This window comes from Hymenobacter sp. M1-2 (assembly GCF_057808495.1).
Map to the genome: position 1 here is coordinate 37,902 of NZ_JBTYZO010000010.1, position 22,415 is coordinate 60,316.

The 22,415-nt window shown below is 55.4% G+C and carries 17 protein-coding genes, 1 tRNA gene and 1 pseudogene; 8 read left to right on the forward strand and 11 right to left on the reverse strand.

Annotated features, from left to right (window positions below; all coding sequences use genetic code 11):
- Window positions 1-97 precede the first annotated feature (97 nt).
- Complete coding sequence (locus tag ACYSMN_RS11245; protein ID WP_488923977.1) at window positions 98-1,624, forward strand: ArnT family glycosyltransferase; 1,527 nt, start codon at window positions 98-100, stop codon at window positions 1,622-1,624.
- 103 nt (window positions 1,625-1,727) lie between these two features.
- Here ACYSMN_RS11245 and ACYSMN_RS11250 read toward each other — a convergent pair whose 3' ends face one another.
- The 3 genes from ACYSMN_RS11250 to typA form a co-directional block, all read right to left on the reverse strand.
- Window positions 1,728-3,068, reverse strand: coding sequence for a T9SS type B sorting domain-containing protein (locus ACYSMN_RS11250; protein WP_488924107.1), 1,341 nt, complete (start codon window positions 3,066-3,068; stop codon window positions 1,728-1,730).
- Window positions 3,069-3,200: 132 nt separating this feature from the next.
- Complete coding sequence (locus ACYSMN_RS11255) at window positions 3,201-4,553, reverse strand: DUF7948 domain-containing protein (RefSeq protein WP_488923978.1); 1,353 nt, start codon at window positions 4,551-4,553, stop codon at window positions 3,201-3,203.
- Window positions 4,554-4,783: 230 nt separating this feature from the next.
- Window positions 4,784-6,592 carry a translational GTPase TypA gene (gene typA, locus ACYSMN_RS11260; protein WP_488923979.1) on the reverse strand — a complete coding sequence of 603 codons (1,809 nt, stop codon included), beginning with the start codon at window positions 6,590-6,592 and terminating at the stop codon, window positions 4,784-4,786.
- Between the two features lie 188 nt (window positions 6,593-6,780).
- On the opposite strand from typA, the gene msrB reads away from it, so the two are divergent.
- The 3 genes and pseudogenes from msrB (at window position 6,781) to ACYSMN_RS11275 (ending at window position 8,757) form a co-directional block, all read left to right on the forward strand.
- Complete coding sequence (gene msrB / locus ACYSMN_RS11265) at window positions 6,781-7,338, forward strand: peptide-methionine (R)-S-oxide reductase MsrB (protein WP_488923980.1); 558 nt, start codon at window positions 6,781-6,783, stop codon at window positions 7,336-7,338.
- A gap of 179 nt (window positions 7,339-7,517) precedes the next feature.
- Window positions 7,518-8,309: pseudogene (locus ACYSMN_RS11270) on the forward strand (DUF3050 domain-containing protein).
- A 91-nt stretch (window positions 8,310-8,400) separates the two neighbouring features.
- Window positions 8,401-8,757: a hypothetical protein gene (locus tag ACYSMN_RS11275; protein ID WP_488923981.1), complete on the forward strand. Its 357-nt coding sequence runs from the start codon at window positions 8,401-8,403 to the stop codon at window positions 8,755-8,757.
- A 96-nt stretch (window positions 8,758-8,853) separates the two neighbouring features.
- Here ACYSMN_RS11275 and ACYSMN_RS11280 read toward each other — a convergent pair whose 3' ends face one another.
- Window positions 8,854-9,525, reverse strand: a complete 672-nt coding sequence (locus ACYSMN_RS11280) for a hypothetical protein (RefSeq protein WP_488923982.1) — start codon at window positions 9,523-9,525, stop codon at window positions 8,854-8,856.
- A gap of 195 nt (window positions 9,526-9,720) precedes the next feature.
- Between ACYSMN_RS11280 and metG the strand changes: the two genes are divergently transcribed.
- Entirely contained in the window at window positions 9,721-11,766 is a 2,046-nt protein-coding gene (metG, locus tag ACYSMN_RS11285) for a methionine--tRNA ligase (protein ID WP_488923983.1), read from the forward strand.
- 121 nt (window positions 11,767-11,887) lie between these two features.
- On the opposite strand, the gene pth is transcribed toward metG, so the two are convergent.
- From pth to ACYSMN_RS11320, 7 genes are all read right to left on the reverse strand, one after another.
- Window positions 11,888-12,451, reverse strand: coding sequence for an aminoacyl-tRNA hydrolase (gene pth, locus ACYSMN_RS11290; RefSeq protein ID WP_488923984.1), 564 nt, complete (start codon window positions 12,449-12,451; stop codon window positions 11,888-11,890).
- Between the two features lie 241 nt (window positions 12,452-12,692).
- Window positions 12,693-13,265, reverse strand: coding sequence for a 50S ribosomal protein L25/general stress protein Ctc (locus tag ACYSMN_RS11295; RefSeq protein WP_488923985.1), 573 nt, complete (start codon window positions 13,263-13,265; stop codon window positions 12,693-12,695).
- Between the two features lie 92 nt (window positions 13,266-13,357).
- Window positions 13,358-14,419 (reverse strand): DUF6340 family protein, encoded by a 1,062-nt coding sequence (locus tag ACYSMN_RS11300; RefSeq protein WP_488923986.1) that lies wholly within the window; start codon window positions 14,417-14,419, stop codon window positions 13,358-13,360.
- Window positions 14,420-15,131: 712 nt separating this feature from the next.
- A complete protein-coding gene (locus ACYSMN_RS11305) occupies window positions 15,132-15,569 on the reverse strand; it encodes a hypothetical protein (protein ID WP_488923987.1) in 438 nt (145 codons plus the stop codon).
- Between the two features lie 131 nt (window positions 15,570-15,700).
- The gene (locus tag ACYSMN_RS11310; protein WP_488923988.1) at window positions 15,701-17,527 is read right to left on the reverse strand and encodes a helix-turn-helix transcriptional regulator; all 1,827 of its coding nucleotides are present in this window, start codon (window positions 17,525-17,527) and stop codon (window positions 15,701-15,703) included.
- Window positions 17,528-17,643: 116 nt separating this feature from the next.
- Window positions 17,644-18,573 carry a ribose-phosphate pyrophosphokinase gene (locus ACYSMN_RS11315; protein ID WP_488923989.1) on the reverse strand — a complete coding sequence of 310 codons (930 nt, stop codon included), beginning with the start codon at window positions 18,571-18,573 and terminating at the stop codon, window positions 17,644-17,646.
- 186 nt (window positions 18,574-18,759) lie between these two features.
- Window positions 18,760-18,832 (reverse strand) — tRNA-Gln (locus tag ACYSMN_RS11320).
- A 275-nt stretch (window positions 18,833-19,107) separates the two neighbouring features.
- Between ACYSMN_RS11320 and atpD the strand changes: the two genes are divergently transcribed.
- The 3 genes from atpD to ACYSMN_RS11335 all read left to right on the forward strand — a co-directional run bounded on the left by atpD (window position 19,108) and on the right by ACYSMN_RS11335 (window position 22,343).
- Complete coding sequence (atpD, locus tag ACYSMN_RS11325) at window positions 19,108-20,613, forward strand: F0F1 ATP synthase subunit beta (protein WP_488923990.1); 1,506 nt, start codon at window positions 19,108-19,110, stop codon at window positions 20,611-20,613.
- Between the two features lie 166 nt (window positions 20,614-20,779).
- A complete protein-coding gene (gene atpC, locus ACYSMN_RS11330) occupies window positions 20,780-21,025 on the forward strand; it encodes an ATP synthase F1 subunit epsilon (RefSeq protein WP_488923991.1) in 246 nt (81 codons plus the stop codon).
- A gap of 193 nt (window positions 21,026-21,218) precedes the next feature.
- Complete coding sequence (locus tag ACYSMN_RS11335) at window positions 21,219-22,343, forward strand: trans-sulfuration enzyme family protein (RefSeq protein WP_488923992.1); 1,125 nt, start codon at window positions 21,219-21,221, stop codon at window positions 22,341-22,343.
- Window positions 22,344-22,415: the final 72 nt, after the last annotated feature.

Genomic DNA, 22,415 nt, shown 5'->3' on the forward strand with positions numbered 1-22,415 from the left:
GCGTTTAGGACGGGCAAGTAAAATCCCGATAACGGTCTCACACCGCCACCTAAGATCAAATACAGCATAATTTATCATTCATTGAAAACTGCCTTGCATGACTCCAACACTGCCTGAAATCCGCCGACTAGCTCACTGGGCTGGCCCCTTATTAGGCATATTAGCAACCGTTGGATTCTTCACTGACCTAGGTGGCCTTACGTTGCGGCAATGGGATGAAGCTCGTTTAGCCGTCAACGCCCTAGAAATGGCGCGAAGCAACAATTGGCTGATAACCACCTACAGGTTTGAGCCTGATTTGTGGAATACCAAGCCGCCCCTCATGATTTGGTTGCAGGCTAGTCTCATTCGGCTGCTAGGACCCTCAGAATGGGCCGTGCGCTTACCAGCGGCGCTGGCCGCGCTAGGCACGGTGACGTTGATTTACCGGTTTATGGCCAAATTTCTGCGCCGCCCACTGGGGGGGCTTTTGGCCGGGACGGTGCTACTGAGTGCGCTAGCTTTTTTGGGAGAACACCACGGCCACACTGGCGACTACGATGCGCTACTCACGCTGGCGCAAACCACTACTGCCATCTCCGTGTTGCTGCTGCTCGAAACCGGGCGCCGCCGCTGGTGGCTGGGGGTGGGAGTGGGCCTTATTGTGGCTACTCTCACCAAGGGTGTAGCTGTGCTGTTACCGATGCCTGGTTTGGCGCTGTATTGCCTAGTGCGTCGGAATGGGTGGCGGCTGCTGCTTGCACCGGGTTTTTGGGTGGTAGTACTGTGCTGGGCCGCGGTGGGAGTAAGTTGGTATGTTCTGCGTGAGCATCAAGCTCCCGGTTACTGGGCCGCCGTCAACTACAACGAGCTAGGTGGGCGTTTCGGCACCGCGCTGGAAAACCACGAAGAAACCTGGTATTACTATCTGGCGCGGATGGCAGACAATAAGTTTATTCCCTGGATTTACTTGGTGCCACTGGTTGTGCCCTTTGCCCTGCGCCACCCCGATGCCCGCGCTAGGCGGGTAGCATGGTTTGCGCTGAGCTGGGTGGTGTGTATGCTACTGGTACTCACAACGGCCAAAACGCGAATAGAATGGTATGCGCTGCCAGCATATCCCTGGATAGCAGTACTGGTCGGGCTGGGGGCTCCGAGGCTGGCTACTTGGCTGCTGAGCCGACTGCCAGCTGGGCCTCAGCGGGTAAGTTTGCGAGTCCTGCTCACGGCCTTCATCCTGCTTCCACCGCTCCTTACAACCCGGCATGAACTGCGAGGTAACTGGCGTGATCCATTCGAGGAGTTGCGGGCGGGTTATGGGCTGCGGGCGCTACGCCATGAAGCGCAGCCGCCAACGCCGTTGGCGGTAGTTGCTCCTCCGGGATTTTATCAAATGCGGCAACCACCCACTGCGTTGGGCGGCGGCCCTGGCTACAACGCCTCTCTACGTTTCTACATCCTGGCCTATCCGCGTACGGTGCAGGTAGTGCCGCCAAGGGCCATAGGCTCTCTCCGCAGCCCCGGCTATATTCTTACCGCTACCGACGCCGATTCAGCAGTGGTGCGTGCGGCCTTTCCCAAGGCATCTTGCCGACCCGTAGGCCGCATAACCTGCTGGCTCTGGACATTGCCTTCAGTCCACTAAACTGCGCTGTGAGTGAACCATGCTCCCCCATATCCGCATCAGTTCTTACTGCCGATTCACTTGCAATAAGAGCCGCTATTGGACAAGGGCATCTACAGATTTGTTAGCGGGCTATTTCCAGCCAGCCTTTGTAAGTGAGGCCGCAGTCAGCGCGAGTGGCGAGGTAGTAGTATACGCCCGCCGGCTGGCTGTCGCCGTGCCATGTGTTGTCGTAGCGAGAAGCGTGGTATACCTCCTTGCCCCACCGATTGAAGACCCGCAACTCGGCGCCGCTCAACTGGTCCAGTAACTTGAAGATGTCATTTTTAGCGTCGGCGTTGGGCGTGATAATGTTGGGTGGTATAACCAAGCGTACTAGTTTCACTTCAAATCGTTGCTCGGCCGCACACTGGCCCGGTACAGCCACCGAAACCGAATAGACACCTGGTTGTTGCACGGCAATACTGCGGCTGGTGGCACCAGTCGACCAGAGGTAAGTTCCCACAATGTCGGCATCAAGCACCAGCGCCCGGCCACATTCCAGCGAGTCGGTGCGGCTGCGCACCGGCTGCGGTCCACCAGCTACCACTAGCACGGAGGTGGTGTCAGAGGTGTTTTGGCAAGCTCCCCGCGCTTGTACTTCCAGCCGCACACGGTAGCGGCCAGGCTGTGTAAAGCTGTGTTGCGGCGTAGCAGTGGTATCAATAGATGAGCCATCACCGAAATTCCAGCGGTAGCGGTTGCCGCCCACGCTGTTGTTGCCAAACTGTACCAACAAAGGAGCACAACCGGGGGCTACAGCAGGTACGGCTGCCTGCACGGGTACACTATTGGCTCCAGAAAAAGAAAATTTGAAAATAGCCCCGATGTTGCCAGCACTATTACGAACGGGCGCATAGGAGCTGGGCGTGGTGGGAAACTGGTTGGAAGTAGTGCACTCCACGTGATATAAATCGCCAGCGCGGGTTATTTGGTTGGATGCGGCATAGTGTAAGTGCGTGGTGAAACCTTGCGTCCCTCCAAAGTAACTGCCGTATAGCAACGTCTGGGCATTACCAGATAACGCGCCTAAGTAAAGGCTGCGCGGGCTACGTTGTAACGCATCAGCCGAGAGCGGACAATTCTGCGAAGTAGTGTAAGCACTAAACAGCAGTCGTCCGCAGCCATCTACCCCGAAACCTGTGATAATATTGGACTCAAGAAAACTGCTGAGAGTACCACCCAAACCAATCTGGGTAGCAAACGCGGTTTGGTTCAGCGCCGGGTTGAGGCAATGGATGAATAGCCTGCTTGGTGAGGTGTTGGTCTGAAACACACCGGCCGTAGTAGGATAATCGCCAGTAGTAGCTCCGGCTACCAAAATTCGGCCGCTGGCATCTACATCCAGAAAACGAGCTATGTCAGCTTGATTAGTACCAAGGAAAGTGCCGTTGAGTAGAGCATCGCCACTGGCACTGAGCTTCACCAAGAAGCCATCGGTATTACCTAGTAAGGTGCGGTTGAGACCAGTGCTACCCAGCGGGAAATTAAAACTGTCAGTGGACCCGCATACATAAACCGAACCGTCTGCGGCCAACAGTAGGTCGTTTATCTGGTCTTAGCCAGTTCCACCAAGATAGGTGGACCAGCGCAACGTTGAAAGGGTGCCATCAAGCCGCGTTACGAATCCTTCTCTGCTATTTGGGGAAGGTCTAGTGTTCTGAAAACCGTTTTGCGTAGGAAAATTAGAGGAATTGGTGATGCCGCCTATCAGCACGTCGCCATCTGGTGCCACTACAATGTTTGAGGCATTGCTGGATAGGGAGCCGCCTTCGGTGTTCGAGCCGCCGAGGTAGGTGGAGCCACGCAGTTGGTTGCCAGCAGTGCTTAGCCGGGTGACAACGTAATCTTGGAGACCATTAAACGTTCGGTCGAAGCCGCCAGTGGGAAGCAGAGGATAGTTGAGAGAAGACGAAATAGCAAGTAGAATAGGCTCTTGATTGCTGCTAAAAGCAATGTCTAAAGGATATTCCTGAGCAGTGCCGCCCAGATATGTAGCATAGAGCAGCATACTGCCCGTGGCGTTTAATTTCAGTAAGCCTACATTAGAACCAAGCTGTTGCGTTTGATAGGCGCCCACTGTAATCGGAAAAGGTGCCGAAATCACATAGCCCGCCGTGTACACTTGGCCCTGCGCATCGGCGGCCGCTACGTTGGCTGATAAGCCGCCTGTACTGCTCGAATACGTGCTGAATACCAACGTCGGGTCGATGGTAAGTTGCCAGCGCGGGTTATGCTGGCCCACCGCAAACCGCAGTTCCGTACCAGTGAGTGCGTAGGAGCAGGCTACAAAATGGCGTTGTCCTCGTGGATCGGTTTGCCAAGCTACTGGCGCTTGCTCCGTGATGACGCCCACTGACGTATGCAATTGCAGCATTCCATCCACTACTTCCAGCTTATCGAGGCCCTCGTACTGTAGCCGAATGAGGGCCGGATCGGTACCAGCTGCCAACTCATAATCGTATTTCAGTTGGCCGGCAGCTGTGTGCCACACCATATCCACCCCAGGATAAAGCTGTCGGTAACGTACGGCACTAAAGAGGGGCACGTTGCTGGCCCATTTAGCTGGCTCATTGCCGATAAAGTAGTTGTGGTACGTTGGTCGGAGCTGTTCGCCTATGGCTGGACTCACGGACCGAGCTCCTACCAGCTTAGTGCGGAAAGCATGGCCTTGTATTGGCCCCGCATTGGCGTCGTCGGCGTGGTAGCCAGCTTTTGGAGTCTGTAGGTTGTAGGAGAATCCGGTGGGTTCTAGAAAGAGCCGCCCGCTAGGCACATTGGCCGCAAACTGGACTTGCGCCGGCCATTGCCCCTTGTTTTGAATAAACTCGAAAGCGGTACTTGCTGGCTCGTTTGCCTGCGCACTAAGCCCCAGGCAAAAAGCCCAAAGCACGAGTAGAATTTTTTTCATCAGCACTCCTAACCGCTCGTTAGGACTATAATTGTAAAAAGATTTTGTTACTCAATTCGACAAAGATATAGGCGTAGCCACATAAATAATGCCATCTGCAAAACACGTTTTAGAGAATAAAAAGGAACGGCAATTGAAGATGCCCAGTAGATTTAAATCCGACTACAGCTGCAATAAAAAGAGGCGCGACTAAAGCCGCGCCTCCTTCACAAAAAACGACAAACGAAACGTTAGTCTACTTTCTTGGCCGAACGCAAACGCTCGTTTTCATCGAGCAGAATTTTGCGCATCCGCACCGATTTCGGAGTTACTTCCAGGTACTCATCTTTCTGGATGTATTCCATGGCTTCCTCCAGCGAGAACTGACGCTTAGGCACGATTTTTACGTTGTCGTCCGAGCCCGAAGCACGCATGTTCGTGAGCTTCTTGCCTTTCTGAATGTTGATCGTCAAGTCGTTGGGGCGAGTGTGCTCACCGATAACCTGGCCGGCGTATACTTCCTCACCTGGGTCCACAAAGAACTCCCCGCGGTCCTGCATCTTATCAATGGTGTAGGCCGTGCCGGGGCCCGTGTCCATCGAAATCAACGAGCCGGAGATACGGCCGGGGATGGTGCCTTTGTAAGGTTCGTAGGCCGAGAAGCGGTGGTTCATAATGGCCTCACCAGCCGTAGCCGTCAGCACGTTGTTGCGCAGGCCGATGAGGCCCCGAGCCGGAATGTTGAATTCCAGGTGCTGCAAGTCGCCTTTGGGCTCCATAATGGTTAATTCGCCCTTGCGCATCGTTACCAGTTCAATCACCTTACCGGCGGTTTCCTCGGGTACGTCCACTACCAAGTGCTCCACGGGCTCCAGGCGGTTGCCATTCTCGTCTTCGCGGAACAGTACCTGCGGCTGACCTACCTGCAACTCAAACCCCTCGCGACGCATGGTCTCGATGAGTACCGACAAGTGAAGAATGCCGCGGCCGTACACGAGGAACGTGTCTTCCTTATCGGTTTCCTTCACGCGCAAAGCCAGGTTTTTCTCGGTTTCCTTGAACAGACGGTCACGCAGGTGACGCGAGGTCACGAACTTGCCTTCCTTACCGAAGAAGGGCGAGTTGTTGATGGTGAAGAGCATGTTCATCGTCGGCTCGTCGATGCTGATGCGCTCCAACGGCTCTGGGTTTTCGGCGTCGGCGAGGGTATCACCAATGTCGAAGCCTTCAATGCCGGTTACGGCGCAGATTTCGCCCGAGCTAACCTCCGAAGCTTTCACTTTGCCAAGACCTTCAAATACTTGCAGGTCTTTAATTTTTACTTTCTTGATGGTGCCATCGGCCTTCATCAGGCTCATGTTGGCGCCTTCCTTCAGCGTGCCACGGTGCACCCGCCCAATGGCAATCCGGCCCACGAACGACGAGTAGTCGAGCGAGGTAACCTGCATCTGCGGCGTGCCTTCCAAGGTCGGCGCCGGCGGAATAGAGGCCACTACGGCGTCGAGCAGCGGCACGATGCTGTCGGTTTTTACTTTCCAGTCGGTGCTCATCCAGCCTTGCTTGCTGGAGCCGTACAGCGTCACGAAGTCGAGCTGGTCTTCCGTAGCCCCGAGGTTGAACATGAGGTCGAATACCTGCTCGTGCACCTCGTCGGGACGGCAGTTTTCTTTGTCTACTTTGTTCACCACCACAATGGGCTTCAGGCCCAGGTCAATGGCTTTGCCTAGCACGAAGCGCGTCTGGGGCATAGCGCCTTCAAAGGCATCGACGAGCAGCAGCACGCCATCGGCCATCTTCAGTACGCGTTCCACTTCGCCGCCGAAGTCGGCGTGACCAGGAGTATCGATGATGTTGATTTTTACGTCCTTATAACGCACCGACACGTTTTTGGAGACGATAGTAATGCCCCGCTCACGCTCCAAGTCATTGTTGTCGAGGATCAGGTCGTCGAACTGCTGGTGCTCGTCGAAAAGCTTCGAGGCGTGAATGATCTTGTCCACGAGCGTGGTCTTGCCGTGGTCAACGTGGGCAATAATGGCGATGTTCCGGATGTTCTGCATACAAAGGTTTTTCCGGCCGCAAAGGTACAGAATATTGCCGGCAAAAGCCCGTGTGATCAAAAAGTTAACGTATTGAAATAGAAACCGACAGACTCTTACTGAACCGAACGGTATGGGCGGCGCGTATGTTTGGCCCACGGAAGCGGCACGTTTGCGCCGCCTGTTCGCGAATCTATCTTCCTAACCCCATGCGTTGTTCCCTCCTGATTCTGCTGCTGTCGGTTTTCACGCTGAACTCGGCCTGCTCGCAGAAAAAGCCAGTAGCCGTCGAAAAACCGCAGGCCCCCACTCAGCCCACCGCCGCGGCCAAAGCCTACCCCAAACCCAAGCCTGTAACGGGCAAGCCCGACGAATTTCCAGTGCGCAAAACTGACGCCGAATGGAAAAAGCAACTCACTGCCGAGCAGTACTACATTCTCCGGCAGCAGGGCACCGAAAAGCCCTTTAATAATCCTTTCTGGGACAACCACGCTAAAGGCACTTATTATTGCGCCGGCTGCCACAATCTGCTGTTTTCCTCCGATACCAAGTTTGAATCGGGCACGGGTTGGCCGAGCTTCTGGGCTCCGGCCTCTGAGGCGAGCTTGAAAGTAACCGCCGATAACACCTTGGGTATGAGCCGCGACGAAATCATGTGCGCCCGCTGCGGCGGCCACCTCGGCCACGTGTTCGACGACGGCCCCAAGCCCACCGGCCAGCGCTACTGCATGGATTCCTACGCCATGACTTTCGAGAAGGCTAAATAGCCATCTATTTATTATTCGAAGCGAACCGTTGGTAATCTAAGCCGATGGCTCGCTTTGTTTGTTTTAAGATAGAAGCAATCATGCTCCTGAGTAGTACACAATTCGGATCGTGAGCTACTTATTTTCTCATGAAAACGTTGTGCAGGCTTTGTCAGCCGCGCAGCACACTTCCAGTGTCAATGCCAACTTCTCAGGACGCCATCACCGCGCTACAGCAGCAATTAGCTCCCACGCGCCAGCGTCTCACCAGCCACAGCGTGTATCAGTCGCTGCACACCCTCGATGATTTGCGCGTGTTCATGCAACACCATGTGTTTGCGGTGTGGGATTTTATGTCGTTGCTCAAGGCTTTGCAGCAGGAGCTGACCTGCGTGGAAGTGCCGTGGGTGCCGCGCGGTAATCCGGCCACGCGCCGCCTCATCAACGACATTGTGCTGGAAGAGGAAACGGATGTTGACTCCGAAGGCAACCCTGCCAGCCACTTCGAGCTGTACTTGCGTTCCATGCGCGAATGTGGCGCCGACACGGCTCCAATCGAGTAGCTCCTGGCCGCGCTGGCAGCCGGCGTTTCAGTAGCCGAAGCATTAGAAGCAGCCCAGGCCCCGGTTTCGGTGCGCGAGTTTGTGTTAGAAACTTTCCGCATCATCGACTCCGGCAAGCCACACGCCATAGCTGCGGCTTTCACTTTCGGCCGCGAAGACGTGATTCCCGACATGTTCCGTCACCTCGTGCACGATCTGCGTCAGCGTTTTCCCGGCCAACTCGATACCTTCACCTACTACCTCGACCGCCACATTCAGCTTGATGAGGAAGTGCACACGCCGCTGGCTCAGCAGATGGTGCGCGAGCTGTGCCAAGACGATGCGCAGCGCTGGCAGGAAAGCCAAGAAGTAGCTGCAGCCTGTATGCAGGCCCGCGTAAAGCTCTGGGATGGAATTCGCGCCGCGCTAGTTCAACCACAGCTGGTTTAAGTTTTAAAGGAGCTGATTTTCAACCAGGCAGCAGTATAGTCCGTTCTAGCTAGTGTGGTGCCAACGTAGGCGCCGCCTGTTGCTGCTTCCCATGAAAACGATTCGTGCCCGCGTACTTTCCGGGCTGTACATGCTGAGTACCGTTGGCTTGCTAAGTTCCTGCTTCACCACGCAAGAAACTTCCAACGAAGTGGCGCGCCCCACGGCTCCACCCACCGAAGTCCGCACCGATGCCGACCGGCAAGCCGCGTACAACAGCGGCACTGGCTACGGCGGCTCCGTGCCGGATGCCACCCCCGGCCGCGTGCCACTGGGCGAGCAGGCTAGCGGCATCAACTCCCGCAAGCGCCCCGAAAGCCTTAACACCAACGAGGCCAACACGACCACCCCTGAAACTCGCCTGCGCCGGCTGAATGGCGGTATTGTAGACACGGTGCGTCGGCCATAAGTAAGCCTCTTCCTCGCTTTTTATAAACTAAAACGAAACAGCCGGCCGCTTCCGAAGAAGCAGCCGGCTGTTAAAGCTTGCTAGAACAGCTATTCTTTAGCTATTGCTATCAGTACCCGTTCCGTCGGCTGTGGCTGCCGTACCATTAGCGAGGGTTGCAGTCAGCTTGGGCGTAACAGAAGCGCGGGATCGGCTAGGTGCGGCGGGTTTAGCGGCCGGCTTGGCTGGTGCTGATTTAGCTGCTGCCGACTTCGCCGCAGCAATTTTGGCGGCCGAAGCTGGCCGGGCCGACTTAGCGCTGGCTGCGGTAGGATTCTTGGCGGCGGGCTTTTGAGCGGCTGGGCGCGCAGCAGACTGCTTGGCCGTCTTGCTAGCCGGAACTCCGGTATCCGTCGAAATACTGTCGGAAGCAGCGCTGGTACCGTTTTCGTGGTGGCGTACGATGGTGTGCAAAGCCTGCTCGAAAAGGCGCTCCATGTCGGTATCGAGGCGGCGAGTGGCGTCTTTCACCACTTCTTTCAGCTTGGCCTTGGTTTCCTTGCGAATGCGCTTCACTACTTCGTTGATGCGCGTGTCTAGCTCTTTTTGTAGCTGTTTGGCGGCAATTCTGAGGGCTTTCTTCTGCGTGACTTTTTTGGCCGACCGGCTATCGGTGATGGTAGAAGAAGTCTCCTTGCTGGCCTTCGCGGCTTTGCGTTGCGCTTTTTCAGTAGGATCTTTCTCCTTCTTGGCTTTTTTGGCGGGTTGCTCTTGGTCGGTGTTTTTCATGTGGGGCAGAATGAGAGAAAGAAGTCAGATACGGCAACCTCCGCCGTAGACCGGATAAATATAGTGGTATTTGCACGTTGATTGGGTCAATACAGTATTAAGCCTGCACCTTTCTTCATTTTACTTGTTCCTTTGCACTCCGAATTGCGTAGCTCGCCTCGCAACTCGGCCGTATTCATTTCGATTTCCGCCTTCATGCCTGCCACTCCCCAACGTTATACCGTTACGGCCGCGCTGCCCTACGCCAACGGCCCCGTGCACATCGGCCATTTGGCCGGCGTATACCTGCCCGCCGATATCTACGTGCGCTACCTGCGCGCCCAGCAGCGCGACGTGAAATTCATCTGTGGCTCCGACGAACACGGAGTGCCCATTACCATTCGGGCCCAGAAAGAAGGAAGTACGCCCCAGCAAGTAGTCGATAAATACCACGTCCTCATCCGCGACTCATTCCAGGATTTCGGGGTTTCTTTTGATATCTACTCGCGCACTTCATCGCAAACGCATAGCGAAGTAGCCAGCGGCTTTTTCAAGAAACTCTACGAGGAAGGCAAGTTCATCGAGCAGACCTCCGAGCAGTATTATGATGAGAAGGCCGACCAATTCCTAGCCGACCGTTACATCGTAGGCACCTGCCCAAACTGCGGCAATGAACACGCCTACGGCGACCAGTGCGAGCGGTGCGGCACTTCCCTCAGCCCCACTGAACTGATCAATCCGCGCTCCATGCTTTCCGGCAACCAACCCGTGTTGCGCGAAACCAAGCACTGGTACCTGCCGCTCGACCAGTACGAGCCCTGGCTGCGCGAGTGGATAGTAGAAGGCCACAAGCAGGATTGGAAAACCAACGTCTATGGCCAGTGCAAATCCTGGATCGATCAGGGCCTGCACCCGCGCGCCGTAACCCGCGACCTGGATTGGGGCGTGCCCGTGCCAGTAGCGGGAGCTGAGGGCAAGGTGCTCTACGTGTGGTTCGACGCACCTATCGGCTACATTTCGGCCACCAAAGACCTGCTGCCCGACACCTGGGAAACCTACTGGAAAGACGCCGGCACCAAGCTTGTGCACTTCATTGGCAAAGACAACATCGTGTTCCACTGCATCATTTTCCCCACGATGCTCAAGGCCCACGGCGATTATGTGCTGCCCGACAACGTGCCCGCCAACGAGTTCCTGAACCTGGAAGGCGACAAAATCAGTACGTCCCGCAACTGGGCCGTCTGGCTGCACGAGTACCTGCAAGACTTTCCAGGTAAAGCCGATGTGCTGCGTTACGTGCTCTGCGCCAACGCGCCCGAAACCAAGGACAACGACTTCACTTGGAAGGACTTTCAGGCCCGCAACAACAACGAACTGGTTGCCAACCTCGGCAATTTCGTGAACCGGGCTCTGGTGCTTACGCACAAGTTTTTCGAAGGTAAAGTGCCTGCTGCCGTTGGTTTCACTACCGAAGACGAAGACGTACTGCGCCAGCTTGGGGAGTTCCCGCACCGCATCGGGGAATTGATTGATAACTACCGTTTCCGCGACGCCCTGAACGAGCTAATGAACCTCTCGCGCCTCGGTAACAAGTACCTCGCCGATACGGAACCGTGGAAGCTCATCAAAACCGATGAGGCCCGCACCGGCACCGTACTACACGTAGCATTGCAGTTAGCTGCCAGCCTCGTGACGCTGCTGGAGCCTTTCTTGCCTTATTCTGCCGAGAAGTTGGGCGCCATGCTCAACACCGAAAAAGGCCCCTGGCAAGCCGCCGGCCGCCCCGACGCTCTACCCACTGGCCACCAGCTAGCCGCTGCCGCGCTGCTCTTCGACAAGATTGAAGATGCCACTGTGGAAGCCCAAGTACAGAAGCTGCTCGATACCAAAAAGGCTAACGAACTAGCCGCTGCCGTGGCCGCACCGGCCAAAAACGACGTGAGCTTCGAGGAATTCCAGCGCATGGATTTGCGCATCGGCACTATTGTGGCCGCTGAGAAAGTAGTGAAAACCAAAAAGCTGCTCAAACTCTCAGTCGACCTTGGCTTTGAGGAGCCGCGCACCATTGTGAGCGGCATAGCCGAGCATTTCCTGCCCGAAGCCCTTATCGGCCAGCAGGTTCAAGTATTGTTCAACCTTGCGCCCCGCGAAATCAAAGGCATCCAAAGCCAGGGCATGCTGCTGATGGCCGAAAACGCCGACGGTACGCTGAGCCTGATGCAGCCGAGCAGCCACGTGCGCCCTGGCTCCAGCATCGCGTAGCTCTGACGGCGGGTCATTTATTCTTCACTCCAGTTAAAAGCAAAAAGCCCGATTCTTTCTACAAGAATTGGGCTTTTTGCTTTTGATGAATTAGTATGTGGTCGGCGAGTGCAACGCACGCTTACTTCGTGTTCACGACGTTCATTGTTCTTTCCAAGCCGATAGTGCCAAAGCTCAGAATAGCGTCGGCCGCTTTTTCGATGTGGGTTTGCAGATCAATCTGCTCATCGGCCGAGAAAGGATTGAGCACGTAGTCTACCTGCCGGCCCTTCGAGAAATTAGCATCCACTCCGAAGCGCAGGCGGGCGTATTCGTCGCTGCCAATGGATTCCTGGATGCTTTTCAGGCCGTTGTGTCCGCCAGCCGAGCCTTTGCCTTTGAGCCGGAGCTTGCCGTAGGGCAGAGCCAGGTCATCAGTAACGACGATCATGTTCTCTTTGTCGATCTTGAGGCTAGTGAGATAATGCGCCGCCGCCTTACCGCTCAGGTTCATGTAGGTGGTAGGCTTCACAAGCACGAACGTCTTGCCCTTGTGCTTGATTTCGGTCACGAAAGCATGACGGCCCAGCTCGAAGCGTGCATCGTGTTTCCGGGCCAGATAGTCGGCCACCATAAAGCCGATGTTGTGGCGCGTATCGGCATACTCCGGCCCAATATTGCCGAGAGCCAGAACAAGAAAGATCACGGATTAGCGCGGATTTAAGCGGATTTCACGGATTTTGTAGACGGCTCCAACGCCGCAACGCAAAGATGCGTGAAACACGCGTATTTAGTTTTGGAGCTGTTGCGTTTGATGCCATAGCTGCAACAAAACAGGCCACCTTGCGAACAAGGCGGCCTGGTAGGTAAGCGTCAGCGGGTCAGCGGCGGAATTAATCGTCCACGAAATCTGTGAAGTCCGTTTAAATCCGCGCTAATCCGTGATCTTATTTGTCGGCTTGCAGCTGGCCTTTCAGTGCACGCGGGATGGTGACGGTGGCAATAGGAGCCAGCGCGTTGGTGAGGATGGTGTAGTTCTTGGCTTCCACCTTGTTCACCTTGATGGATTTGCCGAGTGCCATATCCGAAATGTCTACTTCCACGTAGTCGGGCAGGTTTTCGGGAGTGGCTTTCACCTTCAGCTTGCGCAGTTTGCTCACCAGCTTGCCGCCGGCCAGTACGCCCGGCGAAACGCCTACGAACTTAATTGGAATGTCCATCTTCACTTCTTTGCCTTCCTGCAACTCCAGGAAGTCAACGTGCAGCAGCATTTCGTTCACGGGGTGGAACTGCGCATCCTGCACGATGGCGCGGTAATGCGTGCCTTCCACGTTCAGGTCCACGATGTGAACTTCGGGCGTGTACAACAGTTCGCGGAAAAGGATGGCCGGGGCCGAGAAGTGAACCTGCTCGGTGCCGCCGTACAGTACGCACGGTACGTACGAGTCCAGGCGCAATGCCTTGGCATCCTTTTTACCGAGATTCGCTCTTTTAAACCCTACAATCTCGAGGCTTTTCATAAGAAAGAAGTTGGAATGAATTAATCGTCGGCAGACTTTGCCGAAACGAGGCGCAAAGGTAGCCCGACGACACGGTTAAACCAACTTTGTTATCACTTTTCAACTGGCAGGCTTTTCAGCTGCTCCTCAATCAGGGCGTATTCCTGCTGGCGTACCTGTAGAGTGCGCAAGTAGCCACGAGCAGGCCGGTTGTCGCAGGTATACGCCGATTTTTTGGCCCACTCTATGGCCTCCGTCAAATTGCCGCGAACTTCGTTGGCCACCGCGAGATTATAAAAAGCGCGCCCGGCAATTTTAGAATTCAGATTTTTAGCTGCTCGCTGCCAAAGAGCAGCGGCTCCTTGCCAATCACCAGTACTGGCCCGCACGTTGGCCTGGCGCATGAGTTCATCTCCTTTCGCCTTAGGAAAATAGCTGCGCTGAAGCGTAACGTAAGAAGGCGCGATGCGACGGGCATACTTATCCCCGGCCAGGCGCGCCACCCGCAAAATGCATTCAGTAGGTGGCGGCAGTTGGCGCAACGCAGCCTGGTAATTGTCGCCTTCCCCCACAAACCCTAGCTGGTCTTCCAATCTAGCCTGGTCCACTATGAAGCCCTGAGCCCCATACGTTCGGAAGCCAGTCACCACCTTCATTAGCATGTTGACGCGCACGGTGGGCACCTTGTGCTCCTTGCCTTCTTTGTCTTTGTAAGTACGCTCTCCATTCGTACGGGTCAAACTCATATCCGAGTCGAATGCTTCGAGCACCACGAGGCCATCGACGCTGGTTTGGCGGCAAAGCGCTTTGATGGCGCGCGGCTCCAAGGGAGGTAGAAAAAACTCGCGGGAGCGGCCCTGCAATTGCAGTTGCGCCTGCGTCACCTTGAAGCGGAAGCTGTTATTGGCCAGAGCTTGTCCGACTATGTTCACGCATTCGTCGGCTCCGGCCCGGTCCACCCCAATACCTTCGCCAGTAAAGACGCCTTCCAGTACATCGAAGAATTTGCCGCGGCTTGAGGTAGGGATGATGCGGTTCGCCGTGGCAATGCTTTGCAGGTTGTCGGGCATCTGCACCGCCGCTGGGGCCAAGGCTCGAATTTGAGTGGTAGAGACGCAGGCACTCGCCAGCAAGCCGACCAGCATACTCAGAATAACAGAGGAAAAGTTTGACATAGTGTTTGCGATTTACAAGAGGAGTCAAGTAAATATTACACAAAACTGTGCCAAAGCTAAACAGCGCACTTTTGACGGAAGCAGCTCACAAACCGGCGCTCACCCCAACAAGCTGAAAACGATATAACAAGAATTGCAATACGCCGAGCCACCGAGGCCAGAAACTAATCAAAGGGCAGGCTCAATTTCCACGAAAATTGGGTCAATACTCTCGTGAGACACCACTGTTGATAGCGCAAGCAAACGCTCCGCCATCGAATTCACCCAAAGCTTATGATTCTGTTCTTACGGAGAAGCCGTATCTAAAAAGAATTCACGTTGCGCAATGAATAGTTGAGTCCCAGCGGGGCGACATATTAGTAATAAAGAACAAGTGTAACGTTAGGTAAGGCCCCATCAGGGCGACACTGATTGTTCAACAATTAGTGTCGCCCTGATGGGGCTACCATACTTTACTTAAAGTAAATAGTCTACTGTAACAGGTCGAGCAAAAATAAAAATCAAACGCAGAGGCCTCCCTGCAAACAGAGTGGCCTTTGCATTTGGTGGAAAGCAGTGCGGCGATGCATAAAAGGAACCGTCCACAAAATCCGTGAAATTTGTTTAAATCCGCGCCAATCCGTGATCCGAGGACACAGCTGCGAGCGAGGCCGCTAGTACACCCTTTGTACTGACAGCCTCGCTGCGATATCAGCTGTACACTAGAATAGGATTATTTGTCGCCATTGAATCCCCAGGTCTCAGTGCCTCTGGTGACGCTTACCGCCAAAGTGGTGTTCGAGAGCGTCATGCCGGCCGTGCTGCCATCGCTGCTTACGGTGGAGTAAGAGCCGCCAGTGCCCGACTGAAACTTCAGGTTGGTGAGGCCAGGTACGCCGTTATTAAAGCTAATAGAGTAAGTCTTGTCACCAGTTCTGGTGAGCGTGGCCGTGCCATTGTCGCTCACAGCGATAGGCGCTGCGCCAGGCTTCGTGTACGATAGGTCGCCGGTGAATGTGCCGATTACGTTGCTAGGCAACTCTACAACATTGCTGTTAGACGGGCTCGCGCCGTTGTCGTCGTCATCGTCTTTGCAAGATGATACGGCGCCGCAGAGGAAAGCAATAAGGAGTACTTTTTGAAAGAATGAAGAGAGGATGGAGCCTTTCATGACGGTGGAAAGAAATAAGTGTGCCTACTCTATAAGGTTTTCGGCTGCCCCTATGCTGTCGCGACGGTTCAAAGATGATGGGCACCTGCCGCAACTACCGCAAAAGAGGGCGTTACAAAGTATATACAAGGCTAAAAATTCTTTATAAAGCTCTCTAGGTCAACTTCTTTGCTGAGGTTCAGCTTCTGCTTCAAACGGTGCTTTCCTACCCGTACGGAGTGTGGTTCGATGTTGAGGAGGTTGGCAATTTCCTTGGTGGACAGTCCCATGCGCAGGTAAGCACAGTAACGAAGGTCAGTGGGGGAGAGAGGAATTTCGGCTTGCGTAGTGAGCGTCTGGAAGAAGCTTGGGTGCACCCCTTCGAAGTGGTGGCGGAACTGGTCGATATCATCGTCGAGCTGAAGATTCTTGTCGATGAGGCGAAAGGCCGGCTTGAGTTGCTGGTCGGTTTCGGGTACTTGTTCGAGCTCCTTGCGAAGCGTCAGCAGCAGCTCATTCTTGCGCTCCAGGTTGAGCGTCGTGGTCGTCAGTTCCCGGTGCTTGTAGTCTATCTCCTGCTGTAACTGCAACTGCTGCTGCTGAGCCAGCAGCTTCTCCTGCCGGTCTACCAGCGCCTGCTGTTCCGACAGTAGCAGCTGCTGCTCCGCCAGCCGCCGCCGGAGCCGATTGGAATATACCAAGGCGGCGGCCCCAGCTAGCAGGAGCAAGCCCAACCCGCCCGCAAGCAGTGCAAGCCGGCGCTGGTAGGCGGCTTCCTGCGTAAGAACCCGAATGTTCAGGTCTTTCTTTTCCACTTCGTACTGTATGGTCAGCCGGCGAGCTGTCTGGTCTTTTGCCTGGCTAGCCAGGGAATCCTGAATGGCGGCGTGCCGAGCTAGCCACGTATGGGCAGCGTGCCAGTTGTTTAGTTTGGCATATGCTTTTTGAAGACGCTTCGTAATAATGGCTTTTTCGCTGAGGCTGCATTCAGGTAAATAGCGGTTGGCTTGCTGAGCGGCAGCTTCGGCTTGGATGGTATGTCGCTCCTCCGCCTCAACCCCGGCCAGGATGCTATAATTATGGGCTAAAAGCTCATCGGCACCCAACACTCCAGCCAGAGAACTACTTTCCTGAAGTAGTCGGCGGGCGCGGCTCAGCTCGTTGTTCCACGCGTACCCTTCGGCTAAGTTGGTGAGAAAGGTAGGCAGGTATTGAGGTGGGAGCTTATCGGGATGTTGCCGGATGAGCGTTAGCCCCTTTTCTAAGTTGCGTAGGGCTGTTTGCAAATAAGCAGGCTTTCGTTCCCGATTATAGAGGTCGAGGTAGCTGGAGTAGAAGTCATTCATTACTACCAGTTGCTTCTCGAGGCTGCCACTTAAGTAGGCGGCTTTTTCAGCCTTCTGGTAGTAGGAAAACGCTTCCGCAAGCCGCCGTTCGTGGTACAGACAGTTGCCAATGGTCATAAGGGCGCTGGCTTGTTCCCGGTAGCGGCCGAGTTGCTCGTATACCCGCACGGCCTTCAGCAAATACTGCACGGCACCAGCGTAGTCGCTCAATTCTCCTTCTAATAGCAGGCCCCAATTGTAATGAAGCTGGGCTAAGCGAAAGGCGGCCATGCCACCAGTGGCACGCTGTAGCAAATGCTCCGCTTTCTGGTAAGCGGCTAATGCCAGAGCATTTTCACTATGAAACATATACACGTTGCCAAGCGCCATCCAGCAAAAGCCCTGTTGCTCCAAGTGTCCTGCTTCGGTAGCCAGCTCCAACGCTTCCTGGTTGAGCGCTAAGGCCTTATTCTGATTGTAAGGGCGGTACTCCCAGGCCAGCTTGGTTAAGGTCCACGCCTTTGTAGTATCTTTCTGAGTGGAAGCGGCGCGCTGTAAAGAGTCGATGAGCCGCTGATTTTGTGCCGCTGCCTTGCTGCCCAGGAGCAGCAATACAGCAAGCAGCAAGCGGAAAGGAAGAGAAGTACCTAGCATAGCAAACCATGAAAATCAATGAGTATGTATCTCTATTGACAGATACTATACCAAAAAAACAAGCTGCCAACCTAAGCTGACAGCTTGTTAAATAAAGGCATTTCGCGGAAAGCGACCTACAAAAACAAGGAGCTGATGGACTCGTGCGACACTACATTGTTGATGGCGCGGGCAAACAGCTCCGCCAGCGAAATCACGCGAATCTTGGCGTTTTGCTCTTTCAGCGGAATCGTATCGGTAATTACCAGCTCTTCCAACACCGAATTGCGAATTCGCTCGTGCGCCGGGCCCGACAGTACGCCGTGCGTAATTACGGCCCGCACCGATTTAGCGCCCCGCTCCATGAGCAGCTCCGCCGCTTTGCAGATGGTCCCGGCCGTGTCCACGATGTCATCGACGAGCACCACGTTCATGCCCGTCACGTCGCCGATTACCTGCATGGACGCAATTTCGTTGGCCCGCAGGCGCATTTTGTCGCAGACCACAATTTCGGCCCCGAACTTCTTGGCGAAGGCGCGGGTGCGGACCACGCCTCCCACGTCGGGCGAGGCGAAAATGAGGTCTTCCAGGTCCAGTGACTTAATATAAGGGGCCATCACGGTGGCCCCGTCCAGATGGTCGACGGGAATATCGAAGAAGCCCTGGATCTGGCCGGCGTGCAGGTCGCAGGTCATGAGGCGGTCGGTGCCCACGCTCTGCACGAAATCGGCTACTACTTTGGCGCCAATGCTCACGCGCGGCTTGTCTTTGCGGTCTTGGCGGGCGTAGCCGTAGTAGGGCATTACCACCGTAACGGAAGCGGCGGAGGCGCGCTTGGCGGCATCCACCATCAGCATCAACTCCATCAGGTTTTCGGCGGGCGGGTTGGTGCTCTGGATCAGAAACACGGCGCAGCCCCGCACACTCTCGTTGAAGCTGGGGCCGAGTTCCGTATCCGCGAAGCGCTGGATGCTGAGGTCGCCGAGGGGTTGGCCGAAGGCTTCCGCTATTTTCAGACCCAGTTCGTGGGAGGCATTGCCCGCGAAGATTTTTACCTGCTGTGGCATGGAGAAAAAGGAGAGGTGAGAATTGGGTAAAAAAGCGTCATTCTGAGCCGCTACAGCAATCTGAACCGTGCGCAGTAGGCAAAGGCAGATGCTTGGTTGTGCTCGGAATGACAGAAACTGAAAAAGCGAAAGGCGCCGACTCTTCCGGTTGAGGAAGAATCAGCGCCTTTCGCTTCACTTAGTCGGTTGTCCGACCAGGGCTCGAACCTGGACTTTCTTGAATCAAAATCAAGCGTGTTGCCAGTTACACCATCGGACAATTTCCCTCGGTTGCCGATACCGGCGTTCCGTTTGGGTGTGCAAATGTACCACTGCTTTTTTTCAAGCCAAACTTTCGTTGGAATATTTTTTCCTGGTCTTCTGCTGTATTGACTCGCAAAAGGCCTTTTAGACGCGCTGACCGACTGATTTTCAGAGTGGGAAGGGCAGCCAGTGAGGGGGCAAAGTTTCCTGTAAGCCTGGCTTTGGCAAAGCGGGGATTAAGCCGTAGTTTTGCGGCCTGAAACGTTGCATCCCATCCATACATAAAACGTAATGGCGAATACCGGCAAAATCACCCAGGTTATCGGTCCCGTTGTGGACGTGAGCTTCGCGGGTGAAGGCTCTAAGCTCCCCAACATTCTCGACGCTCTCGAAGTCACGAAAGACAACGGCCAGGTGGTAATCCTGGAGTGCCAGCAGCACCTGGGCGAAGACCGTGTGCGCACCATCGCCATGGACTCCACCGAGGGTCTGACTCGTGGCGCCGACGTACGTGACCTGGGCGCGCCCATTTCCATGCCCACCGGCGACAGCATCAAGGGCCGCCTGTTCAACGTAATCGGTTATGCCATCGACGGCATTCCGCAGCCGAACAGCACCACCAGCTTGCCCATTCACCGCCAGGCTCCGGCTTTCGAAGAGCTGGCTACTTCCTCGGAAGTATTTTTCACCGGCATCAAAGTAATTGACTTGCTCGCTCCTTATGTAAAGGGTGGCAAAATTGGTTTGTTCGGCGGGGCCGGCGTAGGCAAAACCGTACTCATTCAGGAACTCATCAACAACGTAGCCAAGGCCTACTCGGGTCTGTCGGTGTTTGCTGGCGTAGGCGAGCGTACCCGCGAAGGCAACGACTTACTGCGCGAATTCATTGAGGCCAACATCATTCGCTACGGCGAGGAGTTCAAGCACTCGATGGAAGCCGGTGGCTGGGATCTTTCGAAGGTAGACCAAGCCGAGCTGGAAAAGTCGCAGGCAACGCTGGTGTTCGGCCAGATGAACGAGCCCCCCGGAGCCCGCGCCCGCGTGGCCCTGTCGGGTCTGACCATCGCGGAGAGCTTCCGTGACGGCGACGGCACCGGTGCCGGCCGCGACATTCTGTTCTTCATCGACAACATCTTCCGCTTCACGCAGGCCGGCTCGGAAGTATCAGCTCTGCTGGGCCGGATGCCTTCGGCCGTAGGCTACCAGCCCACGCTGGCCACCGAAATGGGTGCCATGCAGGAGCGTATCACCTCCACCAAGCGTGGTTCCATCACGTCGGTACAGGCCGTGTATGTGCCGGCCGATGACTTGACGGACCCGGCTCCGGCCAACACCTTCGCTCACTTGGACGCTACCACGGTACTGAGCCGCAAAATCGCTGAGTTGGGCATCTACCCGGCCGTAGACCCGCTGGACTCTACCTCGCGCATTCTGGACGCCACCGTACTGGGCGCCGAGCACTACAACACCGCCCAGCGCGTGAAGGAGATTCTGCAGCGCTATAAAGAATTGCAGGACATCATCGCCATTTTGGGCATGGACGAACTCTCGGAAGAGGATAAGCTTGTGGTAAGCCGGGCCCGCCGCGTACAGCGTTTCCTGTCGCAGCCTTTCTTCGTGGCTGAGCAGTTCACGGGCCTGAAAGGCGTGTTGGTTGACATCAAGGACACCATCCGCGGCTTCAACGAAATCATCGACGGCCACCACGACCGTCTGCCAGAAGCGGCTTTCAACCTCGTAGGCACCATCGAAGATGCCGTTGCCAAGGGCGAAAGACTGATTGCGGAAGCGAAATAATGTGCTGATTTTTTGATGTGCTGATGTGCTGATTTTTTTCGGCCGTCGGCATATCCTCTTACCTGAGATGCTGAATTGATCAATGATCAACCCATAGGCACATCAGAAAATCAACCCATCACCGCATTAGCACATCAGCACATCAAAAAATCAGCACATCAAGACCATGCATTTAGAAATCATCACGCCGGACCGGAAAGTATTTGAGGGCGAGGTTTCGTCGGCTCAGTTTCCGGGTGCCGATGGGTTGTTTGAGGTTCTGAATAATCACGCTCCGCTGATTTCGGCGCTGAAAGAAGGCGACATCGTGCTCAATGGCGCGGTGGGCCGTACGGCGTTCCACATTGATGGCGGCGTGGTAGAAGTGCTGCGCAACAACGTTATCGTGTTGGCGGAAGGCGCTTCGGCGTAAGTAGATTCTATTTAGCGCAGCTCTTAAAAAAGCCTTTCCTTTGCGGGAAAGGCTTTTTTTAATGGGATAAACTTTAGTTAACGCCTCTAAAAAGCCTCGGCGGTTTGCGCTGCCGTTGGTTTTGCTTCCTGGCTTAGTGTCAAGCTTCTTGTTGTTTGTCCTGCGCTGTTGGGCACAGGTTAAAGCCCGCTACATGCACATCACCCCCAAAATCACCCCGATATACCAGACTTCCGTTTTCAAGTTTGAGGACCTCAACGAGTTGGAGCTGTACTTCGGGGAGCCGGGCAGCCGCTACCTCTACTCGCGCAATGGCAACCCAAATTCCGATGAACTGGCCGAGGCCGTTAACCAACTAGAAGGCGGCGCGGGGGCTCTGGCTACGGGGTCGGGCATGGCGGCCATCTTCGCGGCCCTCATGGCTTGCTGCCAGGCCGGCGACCATGTGCTGTGCGCGGCCGACATTTACGGCGGCTCGTCGTCGTTGCTGAACGCGGAGCTGAGCCGGCTGGGTATTGCCGTGACCTACGTGCCCTTCGATCAGCTGTACGATCTGACGCCCTTCGTGCGGCCCACTACGCGCCTGCTGCTGGCCGAAACCATCAGTAATCCCTTGCTGCGCGTTGCGGACCTGCGGCGGCTGGCTGCCGAGTGCCGGCGACTGGGCCTCAAGCTCATCATCGATAATACGTTTGCCACGCCGGTGCTCACGAAGCCCTTGGCCTTGGGCGCCGACCTCGTGCTGCACAGCGTCACGAAATACATTGCGGGCCACTCCGACGTGACGGCCGGCGTAGTAGTAGCTGCCGATGCCGAAACTGCGGTGCGACTCAAGCAGATAGGCATGCACTTCGGCCTCACCTTGAGCCCCATGGAAAGCTGGCTGGCTATGCGCGGCCTCAAAACGCTGCGCCTACGAATGCGGGAGCACAGCCACAATGCCTTGGCCGTGGCTGAATTTCTTCGCCAGCAGCCCGCCGTGCGCGCCGTGTACTATCCCGGCCTGCCCAACCATCCGCAGCACGTGCTGGCACAGGAGCAGGGTCGCGGCCTATTTGGCGGCATGCTCTCGGTTTTGCTTGCCGACGATACGGAGGTGGTAAACCGTTTCATCCGGCGCTGCCAACGGTTTCCCTTCGCGCCGTCTTTGGCTGGAGTCGATTCGTCGCTGTCATATCCATTGAGCACTTCACATCGCTATCTTACTCTAGAGCAGCAAGCTGAGCTAGGTATTACGGCCGGACTGGTGCGGCTATCGGTGGGGATTGAGCCGGTAGAGGAGCTGTTGGCGGACTTGGAGCAGGCGGTAACTGAGTAGTGATTTATGTACTGTTTGCAAGCATTTTGTGCTTGCGCTCCTAGTGTTTGTACTGGAGATACTAGGAAATGA